We start from the raw sequence: 25,870 nt of genomic DNA on the forward strand, positions 1-25,870 counted from the left end.
CGGTGCTGGACAATGGAAGGCATGCCTTCCGCCCTGCCCGACGGCGAGCCCGTCCCCGCCGACGGCGCGCTGCCCGCACCCGCGCTCGCCGGGGCCGCCCACCGCCCGCTCGGTTTCTATCTGCACGTCCCGTACTGCGCGACCCGCTGCGGCTACTGCGACTTCAACACCTACACCGCCACCGAGCTGCGCGGCACGGGCGGCGTACTGGCCTCCCGTGACAACTACGCGGACACGCTGACGGACGAGATCCGGCTCGCGCGCAAGGTGCTCGGCGACGACCCGCGCGAGGTCCGTACGGTGTTCGTCGGCGGCGGTACGCCCACGCTGCTGGCCGCGGACGATCTCGTACGGATGCTGGGGGCGATCCGCGACGAGTTCGGACTGGCGCCGGACGCCGAGATCACGACCGAGGCGAACCCGGAGTCCGTCGACCCCGCGTACCTCGCCACCCTCCGCGAGGGCGGCTTCAACCGGATCTCCTTCGGCATGCAGAGCGCGAAGAAGCATGTGCTGCGCGTGCTCGACCGCACCCACACCCCGGGCCGCCCCGAGGCCTGCGTGGCGGAGGCACGGGCGGCGGGCTTCGAGCACGTCAACCTCGATCTGATCTACGGCACCCCGGGCGAGAGCGACGACGACTGGCGGTCCTCGCTGGACGCGGCGATCGGCGCGGGCCCCGACCACGTCAGCGCGTACGCGCTGATCGTGGAGGAGGGCACCCAGCTGGCCCGCCGGATCCGCCGGGGCGAGGTCCCGATGACCGACGACGACGTCCACGCCGACCGCTATCTGATCGCCGAGGAGACCCTGTCGGCGGCGGGCTTCGACTGGTACGAGGTCTCCAACTGGGCCACCTCCGAGGCGGGCCGCTGTCTGCACAACGAGCTGTACTGGCGCGGCGCCGACTGGTGGGGCGCCGGTCCCGGGGCGCACTCGCACGTGGGCGGGGTGCGCTGGTGGAACGTCAAGCACCCGGGGGCGTACGCGGCGGCACTGGCGTCGGGGCGGTCGCCGGGGGCCGGGCGTGAGCTGCTGTCCGACGAGGACCGGCGGGTCGAGCGCATCCTGCTGGAGCTGCGGCTGCGGGAGGGGGCGCCGCTGGCGCTGCTGAAGGAGGAGGGGCTGGCGGCTTCGCGGCGGGCGCTGGCGGAGGGGCTCCTCCAGGAGGGTCCGTACGAGGAGGGGCGGGCTGTGCTGACGCTGCGGGGGCGGTTGTTGGCCGACGCGGTGGTGCGGGATCTAGTGGATTGATCACTCCGGCGAGCGCATCGCCCCGGAACGCCGGCCGGTCAGACGCTCGATCTGCGCAGCCGGAGAGATCCCCACCGAGTTCGTCACGCTGCCCGACGTCAGGCCCCACCGCTACCCGTGACGAAGTCGATCAGCTCCTCCACCCGCCCCAGCAACTCCGGCTCCAGGTCCCTGTAGGACCCCACCCGCTTCAGGATCGCCTGCCACACCGCCCCGGTGTTCTCCGACGGCCACCCCAGCGCCTGGCACACCCCCGTCTTCCAGTCCTGTCCGTGCGGCACCCGCGGCCAGCCCGCAATCCCCAGGGCCGACGGCTTCACCGCCTCCCAGATGTCGATGTACGGGTGGCCGACCACCAGCGCGTGTTCGCTCGTCACCGACTCCGCGATCCGCCATTCCTTCGTGCCCGGGACCAGGTGGTCCACCAGGACACCCAACCGCGCGTCCGGCCCCGGGCCGAACTCGGCCACGAGGGCGGGCAGGTCGTCCACGCCCTCCAGGTACTCCACCACCACGCCCTCGATGCGCAGGTCGTCGCCCCACACCTTCTCCACCAGCTCCGCGTCGTGCCGGCCCTCGACGTAGATACGGCCGGCCCGCGCCACGCGGGCGCGGGCACCGGGGACGGCGACGGAACCGGAGGCGGTACGGGTGGGGCGTACCGGACCCGGGGACGACGGGCGGACCAGTGTCACCACCCGCCCCTCCAGCAGGAAGCCCCGCGGCTCCAGCGGGAACACCCGGTGCTTGCCGAAGCGGTCCTCCAGGGTCACCGTGCCCGCCTCGCAGCGGATCACCGCCCCGCAGAACCCGGTGCCGGGCTCCTCCACCACCAGGCCCGGCTCCGCCGCCACCTCCGGCGCGGGCTGCTGCTTCTTCCACGGCGGGGTCAGGTCGGCGGAGTACTGGCGCATTCGGATGACGATAGGAGAAGCCCGGACCCAGGTGTCACGACACGCCGAAGCGGCGGGCCAGCTCGTCGCGTTGCCGGCGCACGAACGCCGCGTCCACCACCGCTCCGTGACCGGGCACGTACGCCGCGTCCTCGCCGCCCAGTGCCAGCAGCCGGTCGAGCGCGTCCGGCCAGCGGGCCGGGACCGCGTCCGGACCCGCCTGGGGCTCGCCGGACTCCTCGACCAGGTCGCCGCAGAAGACCACCTCCGGAGCCCCCGGCACGAGCACCACGAGATCGTGGGCCGTGTGACCCGGGCCCACGTTCGCCAGCAGCGCCTGGCGGCCGCCCCCGAGGTCCAGCGTCCACTCACCCGAGACCAGGTGCCGGGGCGGCGCCAGCGCGTCCAGCGCCTCGTCGGCCGCCGCGGCCGGCAGGCCGTTTCCGATCGCGTCCCGGCGCAGGTCCTCCCGCTCGTGCGTGAGGACCGCGTCCAGGCCCACCGCCCCGTACACCTCCGCGCCCGCCATCGCCGCCGCCCCGAGGACATGGTCGAAGTGGGGGTGGGTCAGCGCGAGATGGGTCACACGGCCGCCGGCCAGTGCCTCGGCCTGGGCCCGCAGCCGCGCTCCCTCGGCCAGGCTGGAGCCGGCGTCCACCATCAGCGCCGCACCCTCCCCGAGGACCAGCCCGGCCGTGCAGTCCCAGCCGGGCAGGCGGCACCGCCCGATCCCGGCGGCCAGCCGCTCCCACCCCAGCTCTTCCCAAGTCACCGTCATGCCGCGACGCTAGCTGCACGAGCCCCCGTGACCGCACCGACCTTGCCCTGGGTGTACCCGACAGCCGTACACTGGGCCCTGGAACGCTGGCACTCACATACGAAGAGTGCCAGGCGGACGGAACCGCGGGACAGAGGGGACGACGTGCTGGAGGTGCGCGCGAATGCTGAGTGAACGCAGGCTTCAGGTACTGCGCGCCATCGTCCAGGACTACGTCGGCACCGAGGAGCCGGTCGGGTCGAAGGCCCTGACCGAGCGGCACAACCTCGGGGTCTCCCCGGCGACGGTCCGCAACGACATGGCGGCCCTGGAGGACGAGGGGTACATCGCGCAGCCGCACACCAGCGCGGGGCGCATCCCCACCGACCGGGGCTACCGGCTGTTCGTGGACAAGCTGGCGGGCGTCAAGCCGATGACGGCGCCCGAGCGGCGGGCCATCCAGAACTTCCTGGAGGGCGCCGTCGACCTCGACGACGTCGTGGCGCGGACGGTGCGGCTGCTCGCGCAGCTCACCCGGCAGGTCGCCGTCGTGCAGTACCCGTCCCTGACCCGGTCCACCGTCCGGCACGTGGAGCTGCTCTCGCTCGCTCCCGCGCGCGTGATGCTCGTGCTGATCACGGACACCGGCCGGGTCGAGCAGCGGATGGTCGACTGCCCGGCGCCGTTCGGCGAGAGCTCGCTCGCCGATCTGCGCGCGCGGCTGAACAGCCGGGTCGCGGGCCGGCGGTTCACGGACGTGCCGAAGCTGGTCGAGGACCTGCCGGAGGCCTTCGAGGCCGAGGACCGCGGTACGGTCTCGACGGTGCTCTCCACTCTTCTGGAGACACTCGTCGAGGAGAACGAGGAGCGGCTGATGATCGGCGGTACCGCCAATCTCACCCGCTTCGGGCATGACTTTCCCCTCACGATCCGGCCCGTCCTGGAGGCCCTGGAGGAGCAGGTCGTGCTCCTCAAGCTCCTGGGCGAGGCGAAGGATCCGGGCGTGACGGTGCGCATCGGGCACGAGAACGCCCATGAGGGACTCAACTCCACCTCGGTGGTGTCGGTGGGCTACGGTTCGGGCGGCGAGGCGGTTGCCAAGCTCGGCGTGGTCGGACCGACCCGCATGGACTACCCGGGAACGATGGGAGCGGTACGCGCAGTGGCACGGTACGTCGGACAGATCCTGGCGGAGTCGTAAGTGGCCACGGACTACTACGCCGTTCTCGGCGTGCGCCGCGACGCGTCGCAGGATGAGATCAAGAAGGCGTTCCGTCGGCTCGCGCGCGAGCTGCACCCGGACGTCAACCCGGATCCGAAGACCCAGGAGCGGTTCAAGGAGATCAACGCCGCTTACGAGGTGCTGTCGGACCCGCAGAAGAAGCAGGTCTACGACCTCGGCGGCGACCCGCTCTCGCAGGCGGGCGGGGCCGGCGCGGGCGGATTCGGGGCGGGTGGCTTCGGCAACTTCTCCGACATCATGGACGCGTTCTTCGGTACGGCGTCGCAGCGCGGCCCGCGCTCGCGCACCCGGCGCGGCCAGGACGCGATGATCCGCATCGAGGTCGAGCTGGACGAGGCGGCCTTCGGGACGACCAAGGACATCCAGGTCGACACCGCGATCGTCTGCAACACCTGCAACGGCGAGGGCGCGGCGCCGGGCACCTCCGCCCAGACGTGTGACATGTGCCGCGGCCGCGGTGAGGTCTCCCAGGTCACCCGGTCCTTCCTGGGCCAGGTCATGACCTCGCGGCCCTGCCCCCAGTGCCAGGGCTTCGGCACCGTCGTGCCGACGCCGTGCCCGGAGTGCGCCGGCGACGGCCGCGTCCGCTCGCGCCGGACCCTGACCGTCAAGATCCCGGCCGGTGTCGACAACGGCACGCGGATCCAGCTCGCCGGCGAGGGCGAGGTGGGCCCCGGCGGCGGTCCCGCCGGTGACCTCTACGTCGAGATCCACGAGCTGCCGCACGCGATGTTCCAGCGGCGCGGCGACGACCTGCACTGCACGGTGACGATCCCGATGACAGCGGCGGCGCTCGGCACCAAGGTGCCGCTGGAGACCCTGGACGGCATGGAGGAGGTCGACATCCGGCCCGGCACCCAGTCCGGCCAGTCGATCCCGCTGCACAACCGGGGTGTCACGCACCTGCGCGGCGGCGGCCGGGGCGACCTGATCGTGCACGTCGAGGTGCAGACCCCGACCAAGCTGGACCCGGAGCAGGAGCGCCTGCTGCGCGAGCTGGCCAAGCTGCGCGGCGAGGAGCGGCCCCAGGGGCAGTTCCAGCCCGGGCAGCAGGGGTTGTTCTCGCGGTTGAAGGACGCGTTCAACGGTCGCTGACGGGGGCTGACGGACGGCGTTCCACGGGCGCTCGGACGTGGGGTACGGGGTGCCGCGGCACCCCGTATGCCGTTGTCCTATGCCGGGGGAAGCCCCGATTCGGACTTGTTCGAAGGACGTGACAACATGCGGTCATGTCCTCCGCGCTGACCGGTCTCTTCCCCCACCCGATCGTGCAGGCCCCCATGGCGGGCGGAGTCTCCGTCCCGCAGCTCGCCGCCGCCGTCTCCGAGGCCGGTGGCCTCGGGTTCCTCGCCGCCGGATACAAGACCGCCGACGGCATGTACCAGGAGATCAAGCAGCTGCGGGGGCTCACGAGCCGCCCCTTCGGCGTGAACGTGTTCATGCCGCAGCCCGAGTACCCCGGCGCGGGCACCGGCCCCACCGGAGCGGCGGGCGCCGTGCCCCCTTCCGGCGCGGTCGAGGTCTACGCCCACCAGCTGGCCGGCGAGGCCGCGTGGTACGAGACCGAGCTGGGCGACCCGGACAGCGGCCGGGACGACGGCTACGACGCCAAGCTCGCGGTGCTCCTCGACAACCCGGTGCCGGTGGTCTCGTTCCACTTCGGCGTGCCCGGCCGCGAGGTGTTCGACAAACTGCGCCGGGCCGGCACCTTCACACTGGTCACCGCCACCACCGTGGAGGAGGCCCGGGCCGTCGAGCGGGCCGGCGCGGACGCGGTGATCGCGCAGGGCGTGGAGGCCGGCGGGCACCAGGGAACCCACCGGGACCTCGCCGAGAACGACGGCTCCGGCATCGGACTGCTCGCGCTGGTCGCGCAGATACGGGAGGCCGTGCGCATCCCGATCGTCGCCGCCGGCGGCATCATGCGCGGCGGCCAGATCGCCGCCGTCCTCGCGGCCGGAGCCAGCGCGGCCCAGCTGGGTACCGCCTTCCTCGCCACGCCCGAGTCCGGCGCCGCGGCCGTGTACAAACAGGCGCTGACCGACCCGCTGTTCGTGCGCACCGAGTTGACCCGTGCCTTCTCCGGCCGACCGGCCCGCGGACTGGTCAACCGCTTCGTGCGCGAGCACGGCCCGTACGCCCCCGCCGCCTACCCCGAGATCCACCACCTCACCTCGCCGCTGCGCAAGGCCGCCGCCAAGGCCGGGGACGCGCAGGGCATGGCGCTGTGGGCGGGCCAGGGCCACCGAATGGCCCGCGAGCTGCCGGCCGGGCGGCTGGTGGAGGTCCTGGCCGAGGAACTCGACGCCGCCAGGACAGCGTTGTCGGCCGAGGGAGGCCTGTGATGACCGCGCCGGTGTTCGTCGTCGACTCGCTGGAGGGCGTGGGCCCGGGCTCGGTCGTCGACGTCGAGGGCCCGGAGGGGCGGCACGCGGTCTCCGTACGGCGGCTGCAGCCCGGCGAGGACGTGGTGCTGACGGACGGCAGGGGCCGGGGCGCGGCCGGGGTCGTCGTCAGCGTGTCGGGCAAGGACCACCTGGTCGTCGAGCCGTTCGAGTTCCCCGTGGAACCCGAGCCGAGCCCCCGGATCACCGTCGTGCAGGCCCTCCCCAAGGGCGACCGCGGCGAGCTGGCCGTGGAGACCATGACGGAGACCGGTGTCGACGCGATCGTGCCCTGGCAGGCCGCCCGCTGCATCACCCAGTGGAAGGGCGACCGGGGCCTGAAGGCACTCGCCAAGTGGCGGGCCACCGCGCGCGAGGCCGGCAAGCAGTCCCGCCGACTGCGCTTCCCGGAGGTCACGGACGCGGCAAGCACCAAGCAGGTCGCCGCACTTCTCGCCAAGGCCGACTTCGCCGCCGTGCTGCACTCCGACTTCGAGCACGTCAGCGAGCCGCTGGCCACCGCGCAACTCCCCGCCGAGGGTGAGATCGTGCTGGTCGTCGGACCCGAAGGGGGCGTCGCCCGGGACGAGTTGGCGCTCTTCGAGGAGGCGGGTGCCAAGGCGTGCGTGCTCGGTCCTAGTGTGTTGCGTACATCCACCGCCGGCACCGCCGCCGTGGCCCTGTTGCTGGGCCGCACCGGCCGCTGGTCCTGACACACCCGGGGGACACCGTGGAACTCGCCCAAGTCCGGCTCCTGGTCAGCGACTTCGCCGCCTGCTACGGCTTCTACGCCGACGTCCTCGGCCTCAAGCCGCAGTCCGGGGCGACCGAGGGCCCGTACGAGAAGTTCAGCCCGCACGTCGGCTCCGCGGGGATCGCGCTGCAGGACCGGGCGATGATGGCCGAGGTCCTGGGTGAGCTGGGCGAGACCGTCACCGGTCACCGTTCCCTGGTCGTGCTGCGCGTCGACGACCTGGACGCCTACTGCGCGGAGATCACCTCCCGCGGCGCCACCCTGCTGCACGGCCCGGCCCCCATGACCGACCGCATGCGGGTGGCCCACCTCAAGGACCCGGAGGGCAATCTGGTCGAACTCCAGCAGTGGCTGCTGCTGCGCGGGTAGGAGCTTGGCCGGCGGGGACCCGGACACAGCGCCGCGCCCCGAACGGGTGAGTGGCCGTATGCGGTCTTCCCCGGTGCCCGGGCCGGTGGCACGCTGCCCTGCATGGGGGTTTTGAGAGGGAATCGACGCGGAGTGCGGATCCTGGCCGTCACCGGGCTGGTCGTGGGGGCCGGTGGGGCCGTGGTGGCCTGTCAGCCGACCGGCCTCAGTTCCGCCTCCGCCGCCTACACCACCGACACCACCGCGACCGCCAGGCTCAAGCAGCAGCGCATCGACGTCGACTGGCTCACCTGCACCGGGGACTACGGCCGCGCCGAGCCGGCGAGAACACCCTCGCCCAGTGAGAGCACCGTCATCTCCGTCTACTGCCGGGGCCAGACCAGGGACGGGCGGAAGATCACCCTCACCGGCAAGGTGACCAAGGCCGTCGACGGGGCATGTGTGCGCGGTGATCTGACGGCCAAGGTCGGCGGCAGGCAGGTCTTCCACGTCGACGGGCTCGGCGACTGCGACGCCAGGCCGGCGCCGACGTACCGGCCGCCCACCTATCGGCCCGGCGGCGGTCAGCCGACGGTGACCGTCACCGTCACCCGGACCCTCTGGTGCAAGGGCGACCCCACCTGCTGGCCCGCGCAGGGCAAGTGATCGGAACCGCGAGCGGGGCACACCGGTCACTGCGTACAGTGACGGGGTGACTCAGGGTGCCGCCTATCTCCGATTCCCCCACCTGCACGGTGACTTGGTGACCTTCGTCGCCGAGGACGACGTGTGGCTCGCGCCGCTCGACGGCGGCCGGGCCTGGCGGGTCAGCGCCGACAACATGCCGGCGACCACGCCCCGGATGTCCCCGGACGGACGGTTCCTCGCCTGGACCTCGACCCGGGACGGCGCGCCCGAGGTACATGTCGCCCCCGTCGACGGCGGCCCCGCCGACCGGCTGACGTACTGGGGCAACCGCCGAACGGAGGTCAGGGGCTGGACCGCCGACGGGCGGGTGCTCGCGCTCGGTGCACAGGGGCGCCACAGCTCCCGGCACACATGGGCGCACGCCGTTCCCCTGGACGGCGGACCCGCCGAGACCCTGCCGTACGGTCCGGTCGGCGACGTGGCCTTCGGCCCGGCCACCGTGCTGCTGTCCGCGCCGATGGGCCGCGAGGCCGCCCACTGGAAGCGCTACCGGGGCGGTACGGCGGGCAAGCTGTGGATCGACCGGGACGGGAGCGGGGAGTTCGTCCGGCTGCACGAGGACGTCGACGGGAACATCGAGTGCCCGGTGTGGGCGGGGGAGCGGATCGCCTTCCTGTCCGACCACGAGGGCACCGGCGCCCTGTACTCCTCCCTCGCCGACGGCTCCGACCTGCGCCGCCACACCCCGCTCGGGGGTGCCTCCGGCTCGGACGAAGCCGAGCGCGGGGGAGGTTTCTACGCCCGGCAGGCGGCCGGTGACGGCAGCCGGGTCGTCTACGCCTCGGCCGGTGAACTCTGGCTGCTGGACGACCTGGAGAGCGCCGAGCCGCGCCGGCTGGACGTGCGCCTCGGCGGGCCCCGGATCGACCTGCGCCCCCGGCCGGTGGACGCCTCCCGCTGGTTCGGCGAGGCGTCCCCGGACCACACCGCGCGCGGCAGCGCCGTCTGCGTACGCGGCGGGATCCACTGGGTCACCCACCGCTCCGGCCCCGCCCGCGCACTGGCCGCCACCCCCGGCGTCCGCGCCCGGATGCCGCGCGCCTTCCGTGCGGAGGGCGAGGAGTGGGTGGTGTGGGTGACCGACGCGGAGGGCGACGACGCCCTGGAGTTCGCCCCGGCCACCGGCACCGTGCCCGGCGCCACCCCGCGCCGGCTCGCCGCCGGACAGCTCGGCCGGGTCCTGGAGCTGGCCGTGGCCCCCGACGGCGGCCGGGCCGCCGTCGCCGCGCACGACGGCCGGCTGCTGCTCGTCGAACGGGAGACCGGCGAGGTCCGCGAGGTCGACCGCAGCGACGACGGCGAGGTGTCCGGACTGGCCTTCTCACCCGACTCCGCCTGGCTCGCCTGGGCCCACCCCGGCCCCCGCCCGCTCTCCCAGCTGCGCATCGCCCACACCACCGACCTCTCGGTCACCGAGGCGACCCCGCTCCGTTTCCAGGACTACGCCCCCGCCTTCACCCTCGACGGCAAACACCTCGCGTTCCTCTCCAACCGCGCCTTCGACCCCGTCTACGACGAGCACGTCTTCGACCTCGCCTTCGTGGTCGGCGCCCGCCCGCACCTGATCACCCTGGCCGCCACCACGCCCTCGCCGTTCGGCCCGCAGCGCCACGGCCGCCCCTTCGAGGCCGCCGAGAAGGAGGAGACCCCCGACGGCGAGGGCACCCCGGCCACCCGCATCGACCTGGAGGGCCTCGCCGACCGCATCGTCCCGTTCCCGGTGGAGGCCGGCCGGTACTCCACCCTCCGCGCCGCCAAGGACGGCGTGCTCTGGCTGCGCCACCCCGTGCAGGGCGTCCTCGGCGCAGCCCGCGCCCACCCCGAGGACCCCGACCCGCACACCGAGCTGGAGCGCTACGACCTCGCCCAGCGGCGCCTGGAGCACCTGGCCTCCGACGCGGGCCACTTCGAGGTCAGCGGTGACGGCAAACGTGTGCTGCTGTGGACCGACGGCCGGCTCCGGGTCGTCCCCAGCGACCGCCGTACCGGCGACGACGACGGCGACACCAGCGTCTCCGTCGACCTCGCCCGCGTCCGGCAGACCCTCGACCCGGCCGCCGAGTGGCGGCAGATGTACGACGAGACCGGCCGCCTCATGCGCGACCACTTCTGGCGTCCCGACCTCGGCGGCGCCGACTGGACCGGTGTCCTCGACCGCTACCGCCCCCTCCTGGCCCGCCTCGCCACCCACAGCGACCTGACCGACCTGCTGTGGGAGGTGCACGGCGAACTCGGTACCTCGCACGCCTACGTCATCCCCTCCGGCGGCGCCGGCGGTCCCCGGCACGGTCTGCTCGGCGCGGACGTCTCCCGCCATCCGGACGGCAGTTGGCGTATCGACCGCATCCTGCCCTCGGAGACCTCCGACCCGGACGCCCGTTCCCCGCTCGCCGCCCCCGGGGTCGCCGTCCGCCCCGGCGACGCGATCATCGCCGTCGCCGGCCACCAGGTCGACCCGGTGACGGGACCGGGGCCGTTGCTCGTCGGCACGGCGGGCCACCCGGTGGAGCTGACCGTCTCCCCGGCGGGCGGAGGCGAACCCCGCCACACCGTCGTCGTCCCGGTCGCCGACGAGGAACCCCTGCGCTACCACGCCTGGGTCGCCGACCGCCGCGCGCACGTCCACGCGGCCTCCGACGGCCGTCTCGGCTACCTCCACGTGCCCGACATGCAGGCTCCCGGCTGGGCGCAGATCCACCGCGACCTGCGTGTGGAGGTGGCCCGCGAGGGCCTGGTGGTCGACGTCCGCGAGAACCGCGGCGGCCACACCTCACAGCTGGTCGTCGAGAAGCTGGCGCGCCGCATCATCGGCTGGGACCTCCCGCGCGGCATGCGCCCCACCAGCTACCCCCTGGACGCCCCGCGCGGCCCGGTCGTCGCCGTCGCCAACGAGTTCTCCGGCTCCGACGGCGACATCGTCAACGCCGCGATCAAGGCCCTCGGTATCGGCCCGGTCGTCGGGACCCGCACCTGGGGCGGCGTCATCGGCATCGACAGCCGCTACCACCTGATCGACGGCACCCTGGTCACCCAGCCGAAGTACGCGATATGGCTGGAGGGGGTGGGGTGGGACGTGGAGAACCACGGGGTGGATCCGGACGTGGAGGTCGTCCAGCGCCCGCAGGACTGGGCGCGGGGCCGCGATGCCCAACTGGACGAGGCGGTCAGGCTCGCGCTGGAGGCGCTGGAGGAGCGGCCCGCGAAAACTCCGCCGGGAATGCCGGCCTGATACGACTACGATGCCCCGGTACTGATCATCAGCGTGAGGAGGCACACGCATGGCAGGCGAACCGCAGGACGACTGCCTGTTCTGCAAGATCGTCGCAGGGCAGATCCCGGCGACGATCGTCCGCGAGACAGAGACCACCGTCGCCTTCCGGGACATAAATCCCCAGGCCCCCGTCCACATCCTGGTGATCCCCAAGGCCCACTACGAGAACGCGGCCGCACTCGCCGCGGGAGCACCGCAACTCGCCGCTGACGTCCTGGCGGCGACCCAGGCCGTGGCGGACGAGGAGAAGCTCGACAGCTACCGCACCGTCTTCAACACGGGCGGTGGCGCCGGCCAGACCGTCTGGCACGCCCACGCGCACGTCCTCGGCGGCCGTGGCATGCAGTGGCCCCCCGGATGACCAGCCATGTCCGTACGTGAGTTGGTCGTCCTCGGCACCGCCAGCCAGGTCCCGACCCGGCACCGCAACCACAACGGCTACCTGCTGAGGTGGGACGGCCAGGGCATCCTGTTCGACCCCGGCGAGGGCACACAGCGGCAGATGCTGCGCGCCGGGGTCGCCGCCCACGACCTGAACCGGATCTGCGTCACGCACTTCCACGGCGATCACTCCCTCGGCCTCGCCGGCGTCATCCAGCGGATCAACCTCGACCAGGTGCCGCACGAGGTGACCGCGCACTACCCGCGCTCCGGGCAGCGCTTCTTCGACCGGCTGCGCTACGCGACGGCCTACCGGGAGACGGTCCGGCTCACCGAGGAACCGGTCGCCGCCGACGGCATCCTCGCGGTGACCTCGTCGTACACGCTGGAGGCCCGCAGGCTGTCGCATCCGGTGGAGTCCTACGGCTACCGGCTGATCGAACCCGACGGCCGCCGCATGCTGCCCGACCGGCTCGCCGCGCACGGGATCACGGGACCGGACGTGGGCCGGCTGCAGCGCGAGGGCGGGATCGGGGAGGTGGCGCTGGAGGACGTCAGCGAGGTGCGGCGCGGGCAGCGGTTCGCGTTCGTCATGGACACCCGGCTCTGCGACGGCGTGCACGCGCTCGCCGAGGGCTGCGACCTGCTCGTCATCGAGTCGACGTTCCTGGACGACGACGTGGAACTCGCCGTCGAGCACGGCCATCTGACGGCGGGACAGGCGGCGACGGTGGCCCGGGACGCCGGGGTGCGGCACCTCGTCCTCACGCACTTCAGCCAGCGCTACACCGACCCGGAGGAGTTCGAACGGCAGGCGCGGGCCGCCGGCTTCGAGGGAGAGCTGACCGTGGCGCACGATCTGCAGCGGGTGCCGGTTCCGAAACGGCGATAAAACACCCGTACGATGCTTTGATGCCCCTCCCGAAAGCAGAACTGCACCTCCACATCGAAGGCACTCTGGAGCCGGAGCTGGCGTTCGAGCTGGCCGCCCGCAACGGCGTCCGGCTGCCGTACGCCGACACGGACGCGCTCCGCGAGGCCTACCGGTTCGAGGATCTCCAGTCCTTCCTGAACCTGTACTACGAGCTGATGGCCGTCCTGCGCACCGAGCGGGACTTCGCGGACCTGGCGAACACCTACCTGGCCCGCGCCGCCGCGCAGGGTGTCCGGCACGCGGAGATCTTCTTCGACCCGCAGGCCCACCTCGCCCGCGGGGTGTCCCTGGGCACGGTCGTGGAGGGGCTGTGGCGGGCGCTGGGCAGCAGCGAGGAGAACCACGGCGTCTCCACCAAACTCATCCTGTGCTTCCTGCGGGACGAGTCCGCCGAGTCGGCCATGGAGACGCTGGAGGCCGCCAGGCCGTACCTGGACCGGATCACCGGCGTCGGCCTGGACTCGGCCGAGGTCGGACATCCGCCGGTGAAGTTCCGGGAGGTGTACGAGGCCGCCGCCGCGCTCGGGCTGCGCCGCGTCGCGCACGCCGGTGAGGAAGGGCCGCCGGAGTACATCCGCGAGGCCCTGGACGTGCTCGGCGTGGAGCGCGTCGACCACGGGCTGCGCTGCGTGGAGGACCCGGAGCTGGTCGAGCGGCTGGTGCGGGAGCGGATCCCGCTCACCCTGTGCCCGCTGTCCAACGTCCGCCTGCGGACCGTGGACACCCTCGCCGCCCATCCCCTGCCCGCCATGCTCGACGCGGGGCTGCTGTGCACGGTCAACTCCGACGACCCCGCCTACTTCGGCGGCTACGCGGGCGACAACTTCGAGGCCGTGCACACGACCCTGGGCCTCTCCCGGGACCGGCTGCGCGAGCTGGCCCGCAACTCCTTCCTCGCCTCCTTCCTGGAGGACGACGAGGAGCGCCGGGCCCGCTACCTCGCCGAGGTGGCGGCGTACGAGTTCTAGCGCGCGTGGCCGCCGGGTCCTCTAGGGCGTGGCGGCCGCTGTGTCGTAGGCACGCCGGGCGGGCACGGCCGGGCTGTCCACCGGGATCTCCACCACCGCCGGCGCCCTGCGCCCGGCCCGCAGCGCGACCGCGGTCATCGGTGCCGCGATCACCAGGAGCCCGGCCGCGAGGACCGCGCCCATGACCGGAAAGCCCGCCTGCGCGGCCAGCAGGCTGCCGGTCAGCGGTCCCGCCGCCGTGCCCAGCGACGAGGCGGAGCCCACGAGCACCGCCCAACGGCCGTGCGTGTCCAGCGAGGCGGCGAGGCCGATGAGGTACGACAGCACGATCGGGTAGAGCAGGTTCCAGGCGATCTCGCCCGTGGCGAAGGACGTCAGACGGGTGGCGCACGCGCTCACCGCGACGCAGCCGGCGATCAGGGCCGTACCGGCGCCGATGGGCAGCGCCCGGCCGAACCGCGGGCCGATCGCCCCCGCCCCCGTCACTCCCAGCAGTCCCGCCCCCAGGGCGACGGCGAACACCGCTCCCACCGTGGACTCCGTCAGGCCGGCCTGGGTCAGGCCGATGCGGCCGCTCATCCCCCACAGGGCGTTCTGGGCGAGGGACCAGCAGGGCATCGTGACGGCGAGGACCAGGCCGGAGCCGAGGTGGGGAAGGCGGGCGGCGGGTCGCGGGCGGGTGGCCGGGGCGGCGGCCGTGCGGGGGGCCGGCCCGGCACCGGCCCGGCGGGCGGGCAGACGCCCGGTGAGCGGCCAGCTGGCGAGCGCGGTGAGCGCGAGCGCCGCCAGCGGCTGAGCGTGGCCCGGCCCCAGATGCGGCACCGCCAGACAGACCGCGCCCGCGAGCGCGGACACCCCGAGGAGCCCCAGCGTGGTGACCCGGTGCGGATCGCGGTGGGCCGCGATACCGCTCGCGGCGACCGCCGTGACCGTACCTGACCCGAATCCGCCGATGACCGCGCCCGCGACGACGGCCGGGACGAGCGTGGTGAGGGCGGCACCGCCGTAGCCGAGGAGGGCGAGCGCGAGCCCGAGGCGGGCGAGTGCGCGGGGGCCGGTCCGGTCGACGCGGGAGGCCAGCAGGAAGCCGGCCGCCGCCGAGGCCAGGAGCAGCGCACTGCCGATGGCCCCGGCCTGCGTGGCGGTGAGCGGAAGCCCGGAATCGAGCCGGCCGACGGTGGTCGGCAGCAGATACGGCGCGAGGTACCCGGCCGTGAAAAGGGCGACGAGAGGCCAGGGGCGGGGGAGGGGGGCGGACACGGGCGTTCCCAGGGCAGGCGAAAGGACGGGTGCGGGGGAGGGGAGGGGGCGACGACCGTCGACGGACAGGAACGCGCGAGCAAGTTGTATCAAGCACGCGGTACCGGCAGAAGAACGGGGGGTGCGATCTGGATCACTTTTCGGTTTGCCTGCCGTGGGCCGGGGTAAGAAGCGCTACGTTCGTTCTCATATGTAGACGCCATTCATAAGAGGAGATGGTCAGGTGGGCGGCGATCCCCATCCCGGGGCAGTGGCGCGGCGGTTGCGCGAGGGGATGGCGCGCGGTGTGCTGTCCTTCCCGCTCACCGCGTTCCGCGACGACGGCCTTCTCGATCCCGAGGGCCTGCGCGCCCATGTCGCCGGCCGGCTCGCCGCCGGACCCGGCGCGGTCTTCCCGGCCTGCGGCACCGGGGAGTTCTTCTCGCTGGACGAGGACGAGTACCGGACCGTCGTCCGGATCACCGTCGAGGAGACGGCGGGGAGGGTGCCGGTCGTCGCCGGGACCGGATACGGCTGGGCGCAGGCCGCGCGGTTCGCGCGGATCGCCGAGGAGGCCGGCGCCGACGCGCTGCTCGTGCTGCCGCACTACCTGGTCGACGCCCCGCAGCGGGGTCTCGCCGCCCAGCTGGAGCGGCTCGCCGACCGCACCCGGCTGCCGCTGATCGTCTACCAGCGCGGCCAAGTCGCCTACACCGTGGACGCGTTGCGGCGCATCGCGCGCGTCCCGAACGTCATCGGCCTCAAGGACGGGCACGGCGACCTCGACCGTCTCCAGCGTCTCACCCTCGCCGCCCCCGACGGCTTCCTCTTCTTCAACGGCGCCGCCACCGCCGAGATCCAGGCCCGGGCCTACGCCGCCGTCGGCGTCCCCGCCTACTCCTCCGCCGTGCACGCCTTCGCCCCCGAGATCGCCGGCGCCTTCTTCGCCGCACTCCAGGGCGCCGACCACGCGAGCGCCGACAAGCTGCTGCGGGAGTTCTACGTCCCGTTCGCCGAACTCCGCGACCGCGCCCCCGGGTACGCCGTGTCCCTGGTGAAGGCGGCGGCCCGGCTGCGCGGACAGCGCGTCGGACCCGTGCGCGCCCCGCTCACCGACCCCGCGCCCGCCGACCTCGCCGACCTCAAGGCCCTGCTCACCGCCGGACTCGACCTCGTAGGAGCCGCCCTGTGACCCGAGACCTGACCATCGCCGAGGTGCGGCTGACGCCGATCCTGGTCGCCGACCCGCCGCTGCTCAACACCCAGGGCGTGCACCAGCCGTACACCCCCCGGCTGATCGTGGAGCTCGTCACCGCCGACGGGGTCACCGGGTTCGGCGAGACCTACGGCGACACCAAGTACCTGGAACTGGCCCGTCCCCTGGCCGAACGGCTCACCGGACGGTCGGTCATGGATGTGAACGGACTGTTCGGGATCGATCTCGGCGTGGACGCGTCGCGGGTCGAGGGACAGGTCGACGCCGGCGGGCTGCGCGGGGTGCAGAGCGCCGACAAGCTGCGGCTGTCGGTGCTGTCCGCCTTCGAGGTCGCCTGCCTGGACGCCCAGGGCAAGGCCCTCGGGCTGCCGGTGCACGCCCTGCTCGGCGGCAAGGTCCGGGACAGCGTGGAGTACAGCGCCTACCTGTTCTACAAGTGGGCCCGCCACCCGGCGGGCGTGGCCTGCGAGCAGGACGACTGGGGGGCCGCCCTCGACCCGGCCGGGGTCGTGCGGCAGGCGCGGCTGCTCAAGGAGCGGCACGGCTTCACGTCGTTCAAGCTCAAGGGCGGTGTCTTCCCGCCCGACGAGGAGGTCGCGGCCGTACGGGCCCTCGCCGAGGCCTTCCCCGGGCATCCGCTGCGCCTCGACCCCAACGGGGCCTGGTCGGTCGAGACCTCGCTGAAGGTGGCGAAGGAGCTCGGGGACGTCCTGGAGTACCTGGAGGACCCGGCCCTGGGCACGGCCGCGATGGCCGAGGTGTCGGCGGGAACGGCGGTCCCGCTCGCCACCAACATGTGTGTGACCACCTTCGGGGAGATCAAGGAGGCGTTCACCCGCGACGCCGTGCAGGTCGTGCTCTGTGACCACCACTACTGGGGCGGCCTGCGCAACACCCGGCAGCTCGCCGCGGTCTGCGCCGCCTTCGGGGTCGGGGTCTCGATGCACTCCAACACGCACCTGGGGATCAGCCTCGCCGCGATGACCCAGGTCGCGGCCACGGTCCCGGGTCTCCACCATGCCTGCGACTCCCACTACCCCTGGCAGTCCGAGGACGTCCTCACCGAGCGGCTGCGGTTCCGCGACGGGAGGGTCGCGGTCCTCGACGCGCCAGGACTCGGCGTCGAGCTGGACCGCGACGAACTGGCCCGGCTGCACCGGCGGTGGGCCGACGACGACGGCGCGCTGCGGGACCGCGACGACGCGGCGGCGATGCGGGTGGCCGAACCGGGGTGGCGGCAACCGGTGATGCCCCGCTGGTAACCCCCTGCGCGGCCCTGCATGTGGTGCACACTGGCCAGATCCGCACCACGCCAGGGAGCGCCCGTGACCCCGTCGCACACCCTCACCGGAGAGGAACCGGAACACCTCACCCAGGCAGCGCGCTGTCAGTCCCAGATCGACCCGCTCGCCGCGCTGCGCGTACCCGGTGACCCGCCGTGGGACGTCTATCTGACGGGCACGGTCTTCCTCGACATCATCTTCACCGGCCTGGACTCGGCACCCGTGCGCGGCACCGAGTCCTGGGCCCGGGGCATGGGTTCCAGCCCCGGCGGGGTCGCCAACATGGCCACGGCCCTGGCCCGGCTCGGACTGCGGACCTCCCTCGCGGCGGCCTTCGGGGACGACCACTACGGCGAGTACTGCTGGGACGCCCTGGAACAGGGCGAGGGCATCGATCTGTCCGCGTCACGGACCGTACCCGGCTGGCACTCGCCGGTGACGGTGTCCATGGCGTACGAGGGCGAGCGGACGATGGTCTCCCACGGGCACGAGCCGCCGCCGCAGGCCGTGTTCGTCCAGGACGGCGCCCCGGACCGGGTGCCCCGCGCCCGTGCGGCCGTGGCCTCGCTGACGCCGGGTACGCGCGCGCCCTGGATCGCGCAGGCCGCACGGGCGGGCGCCCGGATCTTCGCCGACGTCGGCTGGGACGAGACCGGGGCCTGGGATCTCGCCGGGCTCGCCGATCTGGAGCACTGCGAGGCGTTCCTGCCGAACGCGGAGGAGGCGAAGCGGTACACGGGGGCCGACTGTCCGCGTCTCGCCGCGCATGCCCTGACCGAGTACGTACCGGTGGCCGTGGTGACGCTGGGGCCGGAGGGGGCGTACGCGGTGGACCGGCGGACGGGGGAGGCGGCGGAGGTGCCGGCGATCGCCGTGCAGGCGCTGGACCCCACGGGGGCGGGGGACGTCTTCGTCGCCGGGTTCGTGACGGGGTCGCTGGCGGGGTGGCCGCTGGCGGACCGGCTGGCCTTCGCCGGGCTGACCGCCGCTCTGTCCGTGCAGGAGTTCGGGGGGTCCTTGTCCGCGCCGGGATGGTCGGAGATCGGGGCGTGGTGGCGGCGGGTCCAGTCGGTGCCGGGGCAGGATCCGGCGGCGCTGGAACGGTACGCGTTTCTCGAGACCCTGGTGCCGGAGGAGCTGGACCGGCCGTGGCCGTTGCGGCGGGCCGTGCCGACCATCGGGTTCCGCCGGTCCGGCTGAGCGGCCGCGCGGGGCGGTCCGGGCCGAGCGGCCGCCGTGGAAAAGTCCTACGGGCTTGTCATTGCACCGTCGTACCCTGGAATCGCGAGGCCGCCCTCAGCTACGCGGCCGTGAGAAGGAGGAAGCGCAGGCCTTCAGCGCCGGCCCATGACACAGACACCCACAGCTCACACCCCTGCGCAGGAGCAGGCGAGAGCGCAGCTCACCGTCCCCGCCCAGCACCCCATGGTGACCGTGCTGGGTTCCGGCGACTCCCTCCTGCGTGTGATCGAGAGGGCCTTCCCGGCGGCCGACATCCATGTCCGGGGCAATGAGATCAGCGCGGTCGGTGACCCCACCGACGTCGCCCTCATTTCGCGCGTGTTCGACGAGATGATGCTGGTGCTCCGCACCGGACAGCCGATGACGGAGGACGCAGTGGAACGCTCGATCGCCATGCTCAAGGCGAGCGAGAACGGGACGAGCGACGGGCCCGAGACCCCGGCGCAGGTACTGACGCAGAACATCCTGTCCTCGCGGGGCCGGACCATCCGCCCGAAGACCCTCAACCAGAAGCGGTACGTCGACGCGATCGACAAGCACACCATCGTCTTCGGCATCGGCCCCGCCGGTACCGGCAAGACCTACCTGGCCATGGCCAAGGCCGTACAGGCCCTGCAGTCCAAGCAGGTCAACCGGATCATCCTGACCCGGCCGGCGGTGGAGGCGGGGGAGCGGCTCGGGTTCCTGCCCGGCACGCTCTACGAGAAGATCGACCCCTACCTGCGCCCGCTGTACGACGCGCTGCACGACATGCTCGACCCGGACTCCATCCCGCGGCTCATGGCCGCCGGGACCATCGAGGTCGCGCCGCTCGCGTACATGCGCGGCCGCACGCTCAACGACGCCTTCATCATCCTGGACGAGGCCCAGAACACCAGCCCCGAACAGATGAAGATGTTCCTCACCCGCCTCGGCTTCGACTCGAAGATCGTGATCACCGGTGACGTGACGCAGGTCGACCTGCCGAACGGCACGAAGAGCGGTCTGCGGCAGGTGCAGGAGATCCTCGAAGGCGTCGAGGACGTCCACTTCTCCCGGCTCTCGTCCCACGATGTCGTACGGCACAAGCTGGTGGGCCGTATCGTCGACGCGTACGAGAAGTACGACAGCAAGCACGGCACCCAGAACGGCGCGCACAAGACGCAGGGCCGGGGCAAGGCCGGGCACAAGGGGAAGTAGACCAGCACGCCCATGTCGATCGACGTCAACAACGAGTCCGGCACCGAGGTCGACGAGCAGGCGATCCTCGACATCGCCCGCTACGCACTCGCACGGATGCGCATCCACCCGCTCTCCGAGCTCTCGGTGATCGTCGTGGACGCCGACGCCATGGAGCAGCTGCACATCCAGTGGATGGACCTGCCCGGCCCGACGGATGTCATGTCGTTCCCGATGGACGAGCTCAGGCCGCCGTCGAAGGACGACGACGAGCCGCCGCAGGGGCTTCTCGGCGACATCGTGCTGTGCCCGGAGGTCGCCGCCAAGCAGGGGGCGGACGCCCCGACGCAGCACTCCATGGACGAGGAGCTTCAGCTGCTCACCGTCCATGGCGTGCTGCACCTGCTCGGGTACGACCACGAGGAGCCCGACGAGAAGGCCGAGATGTTCGGGCTCCAGGCGGCCATCGTGGACGGGTGGCGGGCCGAGCACGGGCTGACCGGGCCGTCCCCGGCGCCGACCGTCTCGTAAGCGGGCCGGTCCTCCTATGAGTCCGCAGATCGTCGTCGGGGCGATCGCTCTGGTCGTCGTCGCCTGGCTCGCCGCCTGCGCGGAGGCGGGCCTCGCCCGGGTCTCCAGCTTCCGCGCCGAGGAAGCCGTCAAGTCCGGGCGGCGCGGCAGCGCCAGGCTCGCCCAGATCGCCGCCGACCCCACCCGCTATCTCAACGTGGCCCTGCTGGTCCGCGTCGCCTGCGAGATGGCGGCCGCGGCCCTGGTGACGTACGCCTGCCTGCAGGAGTTCGCCGCCACCTGGCAGGCCCTGCTGGTCGCCATCGGGGTCATGGTCCTGGTGTCGTACGTCGCCGTGGGGGTGTCCCCGCGCACCATCGGCCGTCAGCATCCGCTGAACACCGCGACCGCGGCGGCGTACGTGCTGCTGCCGCTCGCCCGGATCATGGGCCCGATCCCGTCCCTGCTGATCCTCATCGGCAACGCCCTGACGCCGGGCAAGGGCTTCCGGCGCGGCCCCTTCGCCTCCGAGGCGGAGCTGCGCGCGCTGGTCGACCTCGCCGAGCAGGAGTCGCTGATCGAGGACGAGGAGCGCCGCATGGTGCACTCGGTCTTCGAGCTGGGCGACACCCTGGTGCGCGAGGTCATGGTCCCGCGCACCGACCTGGTCACCATCGAGCGGTTCAAGACCATCCGGCAGGCCCTCACCCTCGCCCTGCGCTCCGGGTTCTCCCGGATCCCGGTCACCGGTGAGAGCGAGGACGACATCGTCGGGATCGTGTATCTGAAGGACCTGGTCCGCAAGACGCACATCAGCCGGGACGCCGAGAGCGACCTGGTCTCGACCGCCATGCGGCCCGCCGTCTTCGTGCCCGACACCAAGAACGCCGGTGACCTGCTGCGCGAGATGCAGAAGGAACGCAACCACGTCGCCGTCGTCATCGACGAGTACGGCGGCACCGCCGGCATCGTCACCATCGAGGACATCCTGGAGGAGATCGTCGGTGAGATCACCGACGAGTACGACCGGGAACTCCCGCCCGTCGAGGACCTCGGCGGCGACCGCTTCCGGGTCACCGCCCGCCTGGACATCACCGACCTCGGCGAGCTGTACGGCCTGGAGGAGTACGACGACGAGGACGTGGAGACCGTCGGCGGACTGCTCGCCAAGGCTCTTGGCCGCGTCCCCATCGCGGGCGCGTCCGCCGAGGTCGAACTGCCCGACGGGCGCCGGCTGAAGCTGACCGCGGAGGCCGCGGCAGGCCGCCGGAACAAGATCGTGACGGTGCTGGTCGAACCGGCCGGGAAGGGCGAGGAGAACCCCGAGTGACCCCCGGCGAGCTGCGTGCGTTCTGTCTGGGCTTCAACGCGGTGGTGGAGGACTTTCCGTTCAATCCGGAGACGTCGGTCTTCAAGGTGCTGGGCAAGATGTTCGCTCTGACGAACCTGGGTGCGCGGCCCCTGACGGTCAATCTCAAGTGCGACCCGGAGGACGCGGTGCGGCTGCGCGCCGACCACGAGGGCCTGATCGTCCCCGGCTGGCACATGAACAAACGGCACTGGAACACCGTGACGGTGGACGGCGGGCTGCCGGAGCGACTGGTGAGAGAGCTGGTCGAGGACTCCTACGACCTGGTCGTGGCAGGGCTGCCGAGGGCGGAGCGGCTGAAGCTGGACCGGCCGTAGTTCCCTCGCCTGCCTTCCGCCGCTCGACGGTGCGCGCGGCCGCGTGGTGCACACGGCCGCGCGCGGCGGGGGTGTTCAGACCCCGGACCGACGCCGGCGCAGGCCCAGTCCGACCAGGACCGCGGCGGCGAGGACGATCCCCGCGTCCAGCGCGAGGGTCGTGCGGACCCCGGTCAGCAGGTCGCCGGAGGTGGTGGCGAGCACGCCCAGCAGGGGGATGCCGACCGTGAGGCCGACCTGCTGGGTGGAGGTCACCAGACCGGTGGCCAGGCCCTGCTCCTCGTCCGGGACACCGGAGGTGGCGGTCAGCCCGTACGAGACGATCGCGCCCAGGTGGAACATGCTGGCCAGGGACACCGCCGCCGTGGCGAGCCAGACCGACCAGACATGGGAGTTCAGCAGGACCAGCGCCGCGATCAGCGCGCCCTGCCCGGCCAGCGAGCCGACCAGGGTGCGGCGGGCGCCGAAGCGGCCGATCACCTTCGGGGCGAGCGAGCCGGCGACGGCGGACAGGACGCCCTGGACGCCGAAGACCAGGCCCGTCTCGAAGGCCGACAGGTGCAGGACGTCCTGGAGGTACAGGGTCAGGACGAAGATCACCGTCGACATCATCGAGAAGGTGACCAGCCCGCCGATGTTGCCCCAGGCCACCGTGCGGCGGCGCAGCATGGGCAGTGAGACGAGCGGGGCGGCCGTACGGGACTCCACGGCGGTGAACGCGGTCAGCAGGAGCACGCCGGCGATCAGCGCCGCGATGACGTCCGCGCGGCCGAAGCCGTGGTCGGCGGCCGTGGACAGGGCGTAGATCAGCGACAGCAGACCGGTGGTGACGGTGACCGCGCCGGGCACGTCCAGGCGCGGGCGGTCCGGCGTGCGCGACTCCGGCAGCAGGCCCGGGGCCAGCGGCAGCACGATCAGCGCGAACACCGTCAGCAGGGCCATCGTGGAACGCCAGCCGAGCGCGTCCGTCAGCACACCGCCCGCGATCATGCCGACGGTGAAGCCCAGGGACATCAGCGTGCCGGAGATGCCGAGGGCGCGGTCACGGGCCGGGCCCTCCGGGAAGGTGGTGGTCAGCAGGGACATGCCCGTCGGGACGATCGCCGCCGCGCCGAGGCCCTGCAGCGCACGCCCGGCCAGGAACGCGGCCGGGTTCCAGGCCAGGGTCGCCAGCAGCGAGGCCGCGCCGAACAGGGCCAGGCCGGTCAGGAACAGCTTCCGGCGGCCGTACAGGTCGCCGATGCGGCCGAAGAGGAGCAGGAAGCCGCCGGAGGGCAGCGCGAACGCGGTGACCGCCCACTGCAGGGCCGAGCGGCTCATACCGAGGTCGGTGCCCAGGACGGGCAGGGCCACGTTCAGGACGGAGAAGTCCAGCGCGACCATGAACTGGGCCGCGCACAGGACGAACAGGACGAGCTTGTCACGCGTCGACAACCGGGGTGGCCGGGGGGTGTCGAGCGGTGTGCCCGTGGGGGTGCTGGGCTGGGTGGTGGTGTCGATCGCCATGGCACGAGCTTCGGGCGTGCGGAATACCGGTGGGGAGTCGCCACTTATGGTGGTGGTGGCACCACCAGACACGACGGGGGAGGAGCGGTACGTGCCTGCTGCGGGGGCGACGAAGAGTGAACGGCGCAACGAGCTGCGCGAGTTCCTGATGAGCAGGCGGGCCCGGGTCAGCCCCGAGGAGGCCGGGCTGCCGGTCGGCGGGGGCCGGCGCCGTACGCCTGGCCTGCGCCGGGAGGAGGTCGCGGTGCTCGCCGGTGTGGGCGCCTCCTGGTACCAGTGGCTGGAGCAGGGGCGGGAGATCTCCGTCTCCCCGCAGGTCCTCGATGCCGTCGCCCGGGTGCTGCGGCTGAGCAACGCCGAGCGGCGCCACCTGTACGTGCTGGCCGGGCTGAACCCGCCCGCGCCCGAAGTGGCTCCCGAGAAGCGGGACATGTGCGACGGGCTGCGGCGGCTGATCGACACGTGGATGCCGTATCCGGCGCACATCATGGACCGGTACTACAACTACGTGATGCACAACGAGGCCGCCGCGGTGGTGCTCGGCATGCGGGCGGACGTCCGGCAGAACTGCCTCGTGGACTTCTTCACCGACCCGATGTACCGGTCGCGGAGCAGGAGCTGGGAGCGGAACGCACGCACGGTCGTGGCGCAGTTCCGGGCCGCCTGCGCCGCCAGCCCCGACGACGAGGGGTTCCGGGAGGTGCTCGCCGAGGTGACGGCCGTGAGCGCGGAGTTCGCGGCGCTGTGGGCCGAGCAGGACATCGAGGACCAGGGGCAGGTCCGCAAGGAGCTGAACCATCCGGTGGCCGGGCTGCTGGTGGTGGAGTCCACCGTGCTGAAGGTCCCGGCCCGGCCCGATCTGTACATCGTGCTGCACACCCCGCTGGAGGAGGCGAACACCGCCGAGAAGCTGGAGTGGCTGGCCTCTCCGGAGGGCAGGCGGGGCACGATGTACCCCGTGGCGGGGTGAACGGGCCCGGGCTTCGTATGCTCTGGGCATGACCGAGAGCAACGCACTGGATCCCGAGGACCGCAAGATCGTCACCCTGGCCCGTTCCGCGCGGGCCCGTAACGGTGTGCCGGAGGGGGCGGCCGTACGGGACGAGACCGGGCGTACGTATGTGGCCGGGTCGGTTTCGCTGCCCTCGCTGAAGCTGAGCGCGCTGCGCACGGCGGTGGCCATGGCGGTGGCTTCGGGGGCCACGTCGCTGGAGGCGGCGGCGGTGGTGAGCGAGGCGGAGTCGGTGCCGGCCGAGGACCTGGCCGCGGTGGCCGACCTGGGGAGTGCGGGGACGCCGGTGCTGCTGGCCGGGGTCGACGGGGTGGTGCGGGTCACCGTCTTCGCCGGTCGCTGAGCGGAGCCGGCAGCGGCCGAACGAAAGGTCGGCTGGAATTCAACCTTGTTGGCCTCTCGCCCCTGCGCGTCAATGAAGCCGTACGTTCCGACGGACCGTCAGATCCGCACCGCCGAACGCAGTGTGTCCGCACCCGCCTGCCCAGGCCTCTCGCCCGTCGGAGCCCCCCACATCTCACTCCCCACAGGGAAGGGAAGCGGATCCCCATGAGAGGCACGCGCACGGCAACGGGTGCGGCGCTGGTCGCCGGGGCCCTCGCGGTCACCGGACTCGCCCTCGCGCCCACCGCGGCCGCCGTCACCCCACAGTCGGCGACCATCACCGCGAGCTGCGGCATCTTCGGTGGCGGTACGGCCACGCTCACCGCCACCCAGAGCGGCACCTCGGCCACCATCACCCTCACCTCCTCCGCCGTCACCGCGCCGGTCGCGGTGGCCCAGGACTCCATCACCTCCACCCTCACCCTGGCCAAGGCCGGCGGTGGTTCCGTCGTCTTCAGCGGCAAGAAGAACCCAGCCATGAACACCGGCGCCCCGGTCAGCGTCGGCCCGCTGCCCGGCACCGTCGCCTCCGGTGACCGCCTGGACGCCTACGGCGGCTCGCTGAAGATGGTGATCTTCGGGATCACCGTGACCTGCACCGCGAACGGTCCGCAGGCTCCCGGCCCGTTCGTGTTCGACTGAGCGATCTGTTCCGGATGCCGCAGAAACTGATGATCCGTCAGGTTTCTGCGGCATCTCCATTGACTTCTCACCCCCGCTCCACATCAATGCCCCCTGT

Annotated in this window: 25 protein-coding genes; 21 read left to right on the forward strand and 4 right to left on the reverse strand. The window is 72.6% G+C overall.

Going from position 1 to position 25,870, the window contains the following annotated elements; all coding sequences use genetic code 11:
* Positions 1-21 precede the first annotated feature (21 nt).
* Positions 22-1,254, forward strand: a complete 1,233-nt coding sequence (gene hemW, locus IE244_RS02420) for a radical SAM family heme chaperone HemW (protein WP_191870924.1) — start codon at positions 22-24, stop codon at positions 1,252-1,254.
* 98 nt (positions 1,255-1,352) lie between these two features.
* Here hemW and IE244_RS02425 read toward each other — a convergent pair whose 3' ends face one another.
* Together IE244_RS02425 and IE244_RS02430 are read right to left on the reverse strand one after the other, a co-directional pair.
* The gene (locus IE244_RS02425) at positions 1,353-2,168 is read right to left on the reverse strand and encodes a DUF3097 domain-containing protein (RefSeq protein WP_191870925.1); all 816 of its coding nucleotides are present in this window, start codon (positions 2,166-2,168) and stop codon (positions 1,353-1,355) included.
* A 34-nt stretch (positions 2,169-2,202) separates the two neighbouring features.
* Entirely contained in the window at positions 2,203-2,925 is a 723-nt protein-coding gene (locus IE244_RS02430; protein ID WP_191870926.1) for an MBL fold metallo-hydrolase, read from the reverse strand.
* A gap of 163 nt (positions 2,926-3,088) precedes the next feature.
* Here IE244_RS02430 and hrcA point away from each other — a divergent pair, with 163 nt between their 5' ends.
* From hrcA to IE244_RS02480, 10 genes are all read left to right on the forward strand, one after another.
* Complete coding sequence (gene hrcA, locus IE244_RS02435) at positions 3,089-4,105, forward strand: heat-inducible transcriptional repressor HrcA (protein ID WP_031158801.1); 1,017 nt, start codon at positions 3,089-3,091, stop codon at positions 4,103-4,105.
* A complete protein-coding gene (gene dnaJ / locus IE244_RS02440; RefSeq protein ID WP_031158804.1) occupies positions 4,106-5,242 on the forward strand; it encodes a molecular chaperone DnaJ in 1,137 nt (378 codons plus the stop codon). It begins immediately after the preceding gene.
* Between the two features lie 134 nt (positions 5,243-5,376).
* Entirely contained in the window at positions 5,377-6,492 is a 1,116-nt protein-coding gene (locus IE244_RS02445; RefSeq protein WP_191870927.1) for a nitronate monooxygenase, read from the forward strand.
* Positions 6,492-7,244: a 16S rRNA (uracil(1498)-N(3))-methyltransferase gene (locus IE244_RS02450; RefSeq protein WP_191870928.1), complete on the forward strand. Its 753-nt coding sequence runs from the start codon at positions 6,492-6,494 to the stop codon at positions 7,242-7,244. The genes IE244_RS02445 and IE244_RS02450 overlap by 1 nt, the downstream gene beginning before the upstream one ends.
* A gap of 17 nt (positions 7,245-7,261) precedes the next feature.
* Positions 7,262-7,654: a VOC family protein gene (locus IE244_RS02455; RefSeq protein ID WP_191870929.1), complete on the forward strand. Its 393-nt coding sequence runs from the start codon at positions 7,262-7,264 to the stop codon at positions 7,652-7,654.
* A gap of 102 nt (positions 7,655-7,756) precedes the next feature.
* On the forward strand, positions 7,757-8,299 hold the full coding sequence (locus IE244_RS02460) for a hypothetical protein (protein WP_191870930.1): 543 nt from the start codon (positions 7,757-7,759) through the stop codon (positions 8,297-8,299).
* Positions 8,300-8,345: 46 nt separating this feature from the next.
* Positions 8,346-11,570 carry a S41 family peptidase gene (locus tag IE244_RS02465; RefSeq protein ID WP_191870931.1) on the forward strand — a complete coding sequence of 1,075 codons (3,225 nt, stop codon included), beginning with the start codon at positions 8,346-8,348 and terminating at the stop codon, positions 11,568-11,570.
* 49 nt (positions 11,571-11,619) lie between these two features.
* A complete protein-coding gene (locus IE244_RS02470; RefSeq protein WP_191870932.1) occupies positions 11,620-11,973 on the forward strand; it encodes a histidine triad nucleotide-binding protein in 354 nt (117 codons plus the stop codon).
* A 6-nt stretch (positions 11,974-11,979) separates the two neighbouring features.
* Positions 11,980-12,885, forward strand: coding sequence for a ribonuclease Z (locus IE244_RS02475; RefSeq protein ID WP_191870933.1), 906 nt, complete (start codon positions 11,980-11,982; stop codon positions 12,883-12,885).
* A gap of 20 nt (positions 12,886-12,905) precedes the next feature.
* Positions 12,906-13,895, forward strand: coding sequence for an adenosine deaminase (locus tag IE244_RS02480; RefSeq protein WP_191870934.1), 990 nt, complete (start codon positions 12,906-12,908; stop codon positions 13,893-13,895).
* Positions 13,896-13,916: 21 nt separating this feature from the next.
* Here the strand turns inward: IE244_RS02480 and IE244_RS02485 are convergent, their stop codons facing one another.
* A complete protein-coding gene (locus IE244_RS02485; RefSeq protein WP_191870935.1) occupies positions 13,917-15,155 on the reverse strand; it encodes an MFS transporter in 1,239 nt (412 codons plus the stop codon).
* 274 nt (positions 15,156-15,429) lie between these two features.
* On the opposite strand from IE244_RS02485, the gene IE244_RS02490 reads away from it, so the two are divergent.
* The 7 genes from IE244_RS02490 (at position 15,430) to IE244_RS02520 (ending at position 22,229) form a co-directional block, all read left to right on the forward strand.
* Positions 15,430-16,326: a 5-dehydro-4-deoxyglucarate dehydratase gene (locus tag IE244_RS02490; protein WP_229853955.1), complete on the forward strand. Its 897-nt coding sequence runs from the start codon at positions 15,430-15,432 to the stop codon at positions 16,324-16,326.
* Positions 16,323-17,612 carry a glucarate dehydratase family protein gene (locus tag IE244_RS02495; RefSeq protein ID WP_191870936.1) on the forward strand — a complete coding sequence of 430 codons (1,290 nt, stop codon included), beginning with the start codon at positions 16,323-16,325 and terminating at the stop codon, positions 17,610-17,612. The genes IE244_RS02490 and IE244_RS02495 overlap by 4 nt, the downstream gene beginning before the upstream one ends.
* A 63-nt stretch (positions 17,613-17,675) precedes the next feature.
* Positions 17,676-18,833: a carbohydrate kinase family protein gene (locus tag IE244_RS02500; protein ID WP_191870937.1), complete on the forward strand. Its 1,158-nt coding sequence runs from the start codon at positions 17,676-17,678 to the stop codon at positions 18,831-18,833.
* Between the two features lie 147 nt (positions 18,834-18,980).
* The gene (locus IE244_RS02505) at positions 18,981-20,054 is read left to right on the forward strand and encodes a PhoH family protein (protein ID WP_191870938.1); all 1,074 of its coding nucleotides are present in this window, start codon (positions 18,981-18,983) and stop codon (positions 20,052-20,054) included.
* Between the two features lie 12 nt (positions 20,055-20,066).
* The gene (gene ybeY / locus IE244_RS02510; protein ID WP_031158828.1) at positions 20,067-20,564 is read left to right on the forward strand and encodes an rRNA maturation RNase YbeY; all 498 of its coding nucleotides are present in this window, start codon (positions 20,067-20,069) and stop codon (positions 20,562-20,564) included.
* A gap of 16 nt (positions 20,565-20,580) precedes the next feature.
* Positions 20,581-21,873, forward strand: coding sequence for a hemolysin family protein (locus IE244_RS02515; RefSeq protein WP_191870939.1), 1,293 nt, complete (start codon positions 20,581-20,583; stop codon positions 21,871-21,873).
* Positions 21,870-22,229, forward strand: coding sequence for an MmcQ/YjbR family DNA-binding protein (locus IE244_RS02520; protein WP_191870940.1), 360 nt, complete (start codon positions 21,870-21,872; stop codon positions 22,227-22,229). The genes IE244_RS02515 and IE244_RS02520 overlap by 4 nt, the downstream gene beginning before the upstream one ends.
* Positions 22,230-22,304: 75 nt before the next feature.
* Here the strand turns inward: IE244_RS02520 and IE244_RS02525 are convergent, their stop codons facing one another.
* Complete coding sequence (locus IE244_RS02525; protein WP_191870941.1) at positions 22,305-23,735, reverse strand: MFS transporter; 1,431 nt, start codon at positions 23,733-23,735, stop codon at positions 22,305-22,307.
* A gap of 148 nt (positions 23,736-23,883) precedes the next feature.
* Between IE244_RS02525 and IE244_RS02530 the strand changes: the two genes are divergently transcribed.
* The 3 genes from IE244_RS02530 (at position 23,884) to IE244_RS02540 (ending at position 25,773) form a co-directional block, all read left to right on the forward strand.
* Positions 23,884-24,705 (forward strand): helix-turn-helix transcriptional regulator, encoded by an 822-nt coding sequence (locus IE244_RS02530; protein ID WP_229853956.1) that lies wholly within the window; start codon positions 23,884-23,886, stop codon positions 24,703-24,705.
* A gap of 28 nt (positions 24,706-24,733) precedes the next feature.
* Positions 24,734-25,090 (forward strand): cytidine deaminase-like protein, encoded by a 357-nt coding sequence (locus tag IE244_RS02535; protein ID WP_191870943.1) that lies wholly within the window; start codon positions 24,734-24,736, stop codon positions 25,088-25,090.
* A 206-nt stretch (positions 25,091-25,296) separates the two neighbouring features.
* Positions 25,297-25,773 carry a hypothetical protein gene (locus IE244_RS02540; protein ID WP_191870944.1) on the forward strand — a complete coding sequence of 159 codons (477 nt, stop codon included), beginning with the start codon at positions 25,297-25,299 and terminating at the stop codon, positions 25,771-25,773.
* The last annotated feature ends 97 nt before the right edge of the window (positions 25,774-25,870 follow it).

Source organism: Streptomyces filipinensis (genome assembly GCF_014649495.1).
Lineage (GTDB): Bacteria > Actinomycetota > Actinomycetes > Streptomycetales > Streptomycetaceae > Streptomyces > Streptomyces filipinensis.

Bases quoted from the DNA above. Each gene is read 5' to 3' on its own strand.
- hemW (WP_191870924.1), top strand. From the start codon at position 22: ATGCCTTCCGCCCTGCCCGACGGCGAGCCCGTCCCCGCCGACGGCGCG.
- IE244_RS02425 (WP_191870925.1), bottom strand. From the start codon at position 2,168: ATGCGCCAGTACTCCGCCGACCTGACCCCGCCGTGGAAGAAGCAGCAG.
- IE244_RS02430 (WP_191870926.1), bottom strand. From the start codon at position 2,925: ATGACGGTGACTTGGGAAGAGCTGGGGTGGGAGCGGCTGGCCGCCGGG.
- hrcA (WP_031158801.1), top strand. From the start codon at position 3,089: ATGCTGAGTGAACGCAGGCTTCAGGTACTGCGCGCCATCGTCCAGGAC.
- IE244_RS02445 (WP_191870927.1), top strand. From the start codon at position 5,377: ATGTCCTCCGCGCTGACCGGTCTCTTCCCCCACCCGATCGTGCAGGCC.
- IE244_RS02450 (WP_191870928.1), top strand. From the start codon at position 6,492: ATGACCGCGCCGGTGTTCGTCGTCGACTCGCTGGAGGGCGTGGGCCCG.
- IE244_RS02460 (WP_191870930.1), top strand. From the start codon at position 7,757: ATGGGGGTTTTGAGAGGGAATCGACGCGGAGTGCGGATCCTGGCCGTC.
- IE244_RS02470 (WP_191870932.1), top strand. From the start codon at position 11,620: ATGGCAGGCGAACCGCAGGACGACTGCCTGTTCTGCAAGATCGTCGCA.
- IE244_RS02475 (WP_191870933.1), top strand. From the start codon at position 11,980: ATGTCCGTACGTGAGTTGGTCGTCCTCGGCACCGCCAGCCAGGTCCCG.
- IE244_RS02480 (WP_191870934.1), top strand. From the start codon at position 12,906: ATGCCCCTCCCGAAAGCAGAACTGCACCTCCACATCGAAGGCACTCTG.
- IE244_RS02490 (WP_229853955.1), top strand. From the start codon at position 15,430: ATGGCGCGCGGTGTGCTGTCCTTCCCGCTCACCGCGTTCCGCGACGAC.
- IE244_RS02505 (WP_191870938.1), top strand. From the start codon at position 18,981: ATGACACAGACACCCACAGCTCACACCCCTGCGCAGGAGCAGGCGAGA.
- ybeY (WP_031158828.1), top strand. From the start codon at position 20,067: ATGTCGATCGACGTCAACAACGAGTCCGGCACCGAGGTCGACGAGCAG.
- IE244_RS02515 (WP_191870939.1), top strand. From the start codon at position 20,581: ATGAGTCCGCAGATCGTCGTCGGGGCGATCGCTCTGGTCGTCGTCGCC.
- IE244_RS02525 (WP_191870941.1), bottom strand. From the start codon at position 23,735: ATGGCGATCGACACCACCACCCAGCCCAGCACCCCCACGGGCACACCG.
- IE244_RS02530 (WP_229853956.1), top strand. From the start codon at position 23,884: ATGAGCAGGCGGGCCCGGGTCAGCCCCGAGGAGGCCGGGCTGCCGGTC.
- IE244_RS02535 (WP_191870943.1), top strand. From the start codon at position 24,734: ATGACCGAGAGCAACGCACTGGATCCCGAGGACCGCAAGATCGTCACC.
- IE244_RS02540 (WP_191870944.1), top strand. From the start codon at position 25,297: ATGAGAGGCACGCGCACGGCAACGGGTGCGGCGCTGGTCGCCGGGGCC.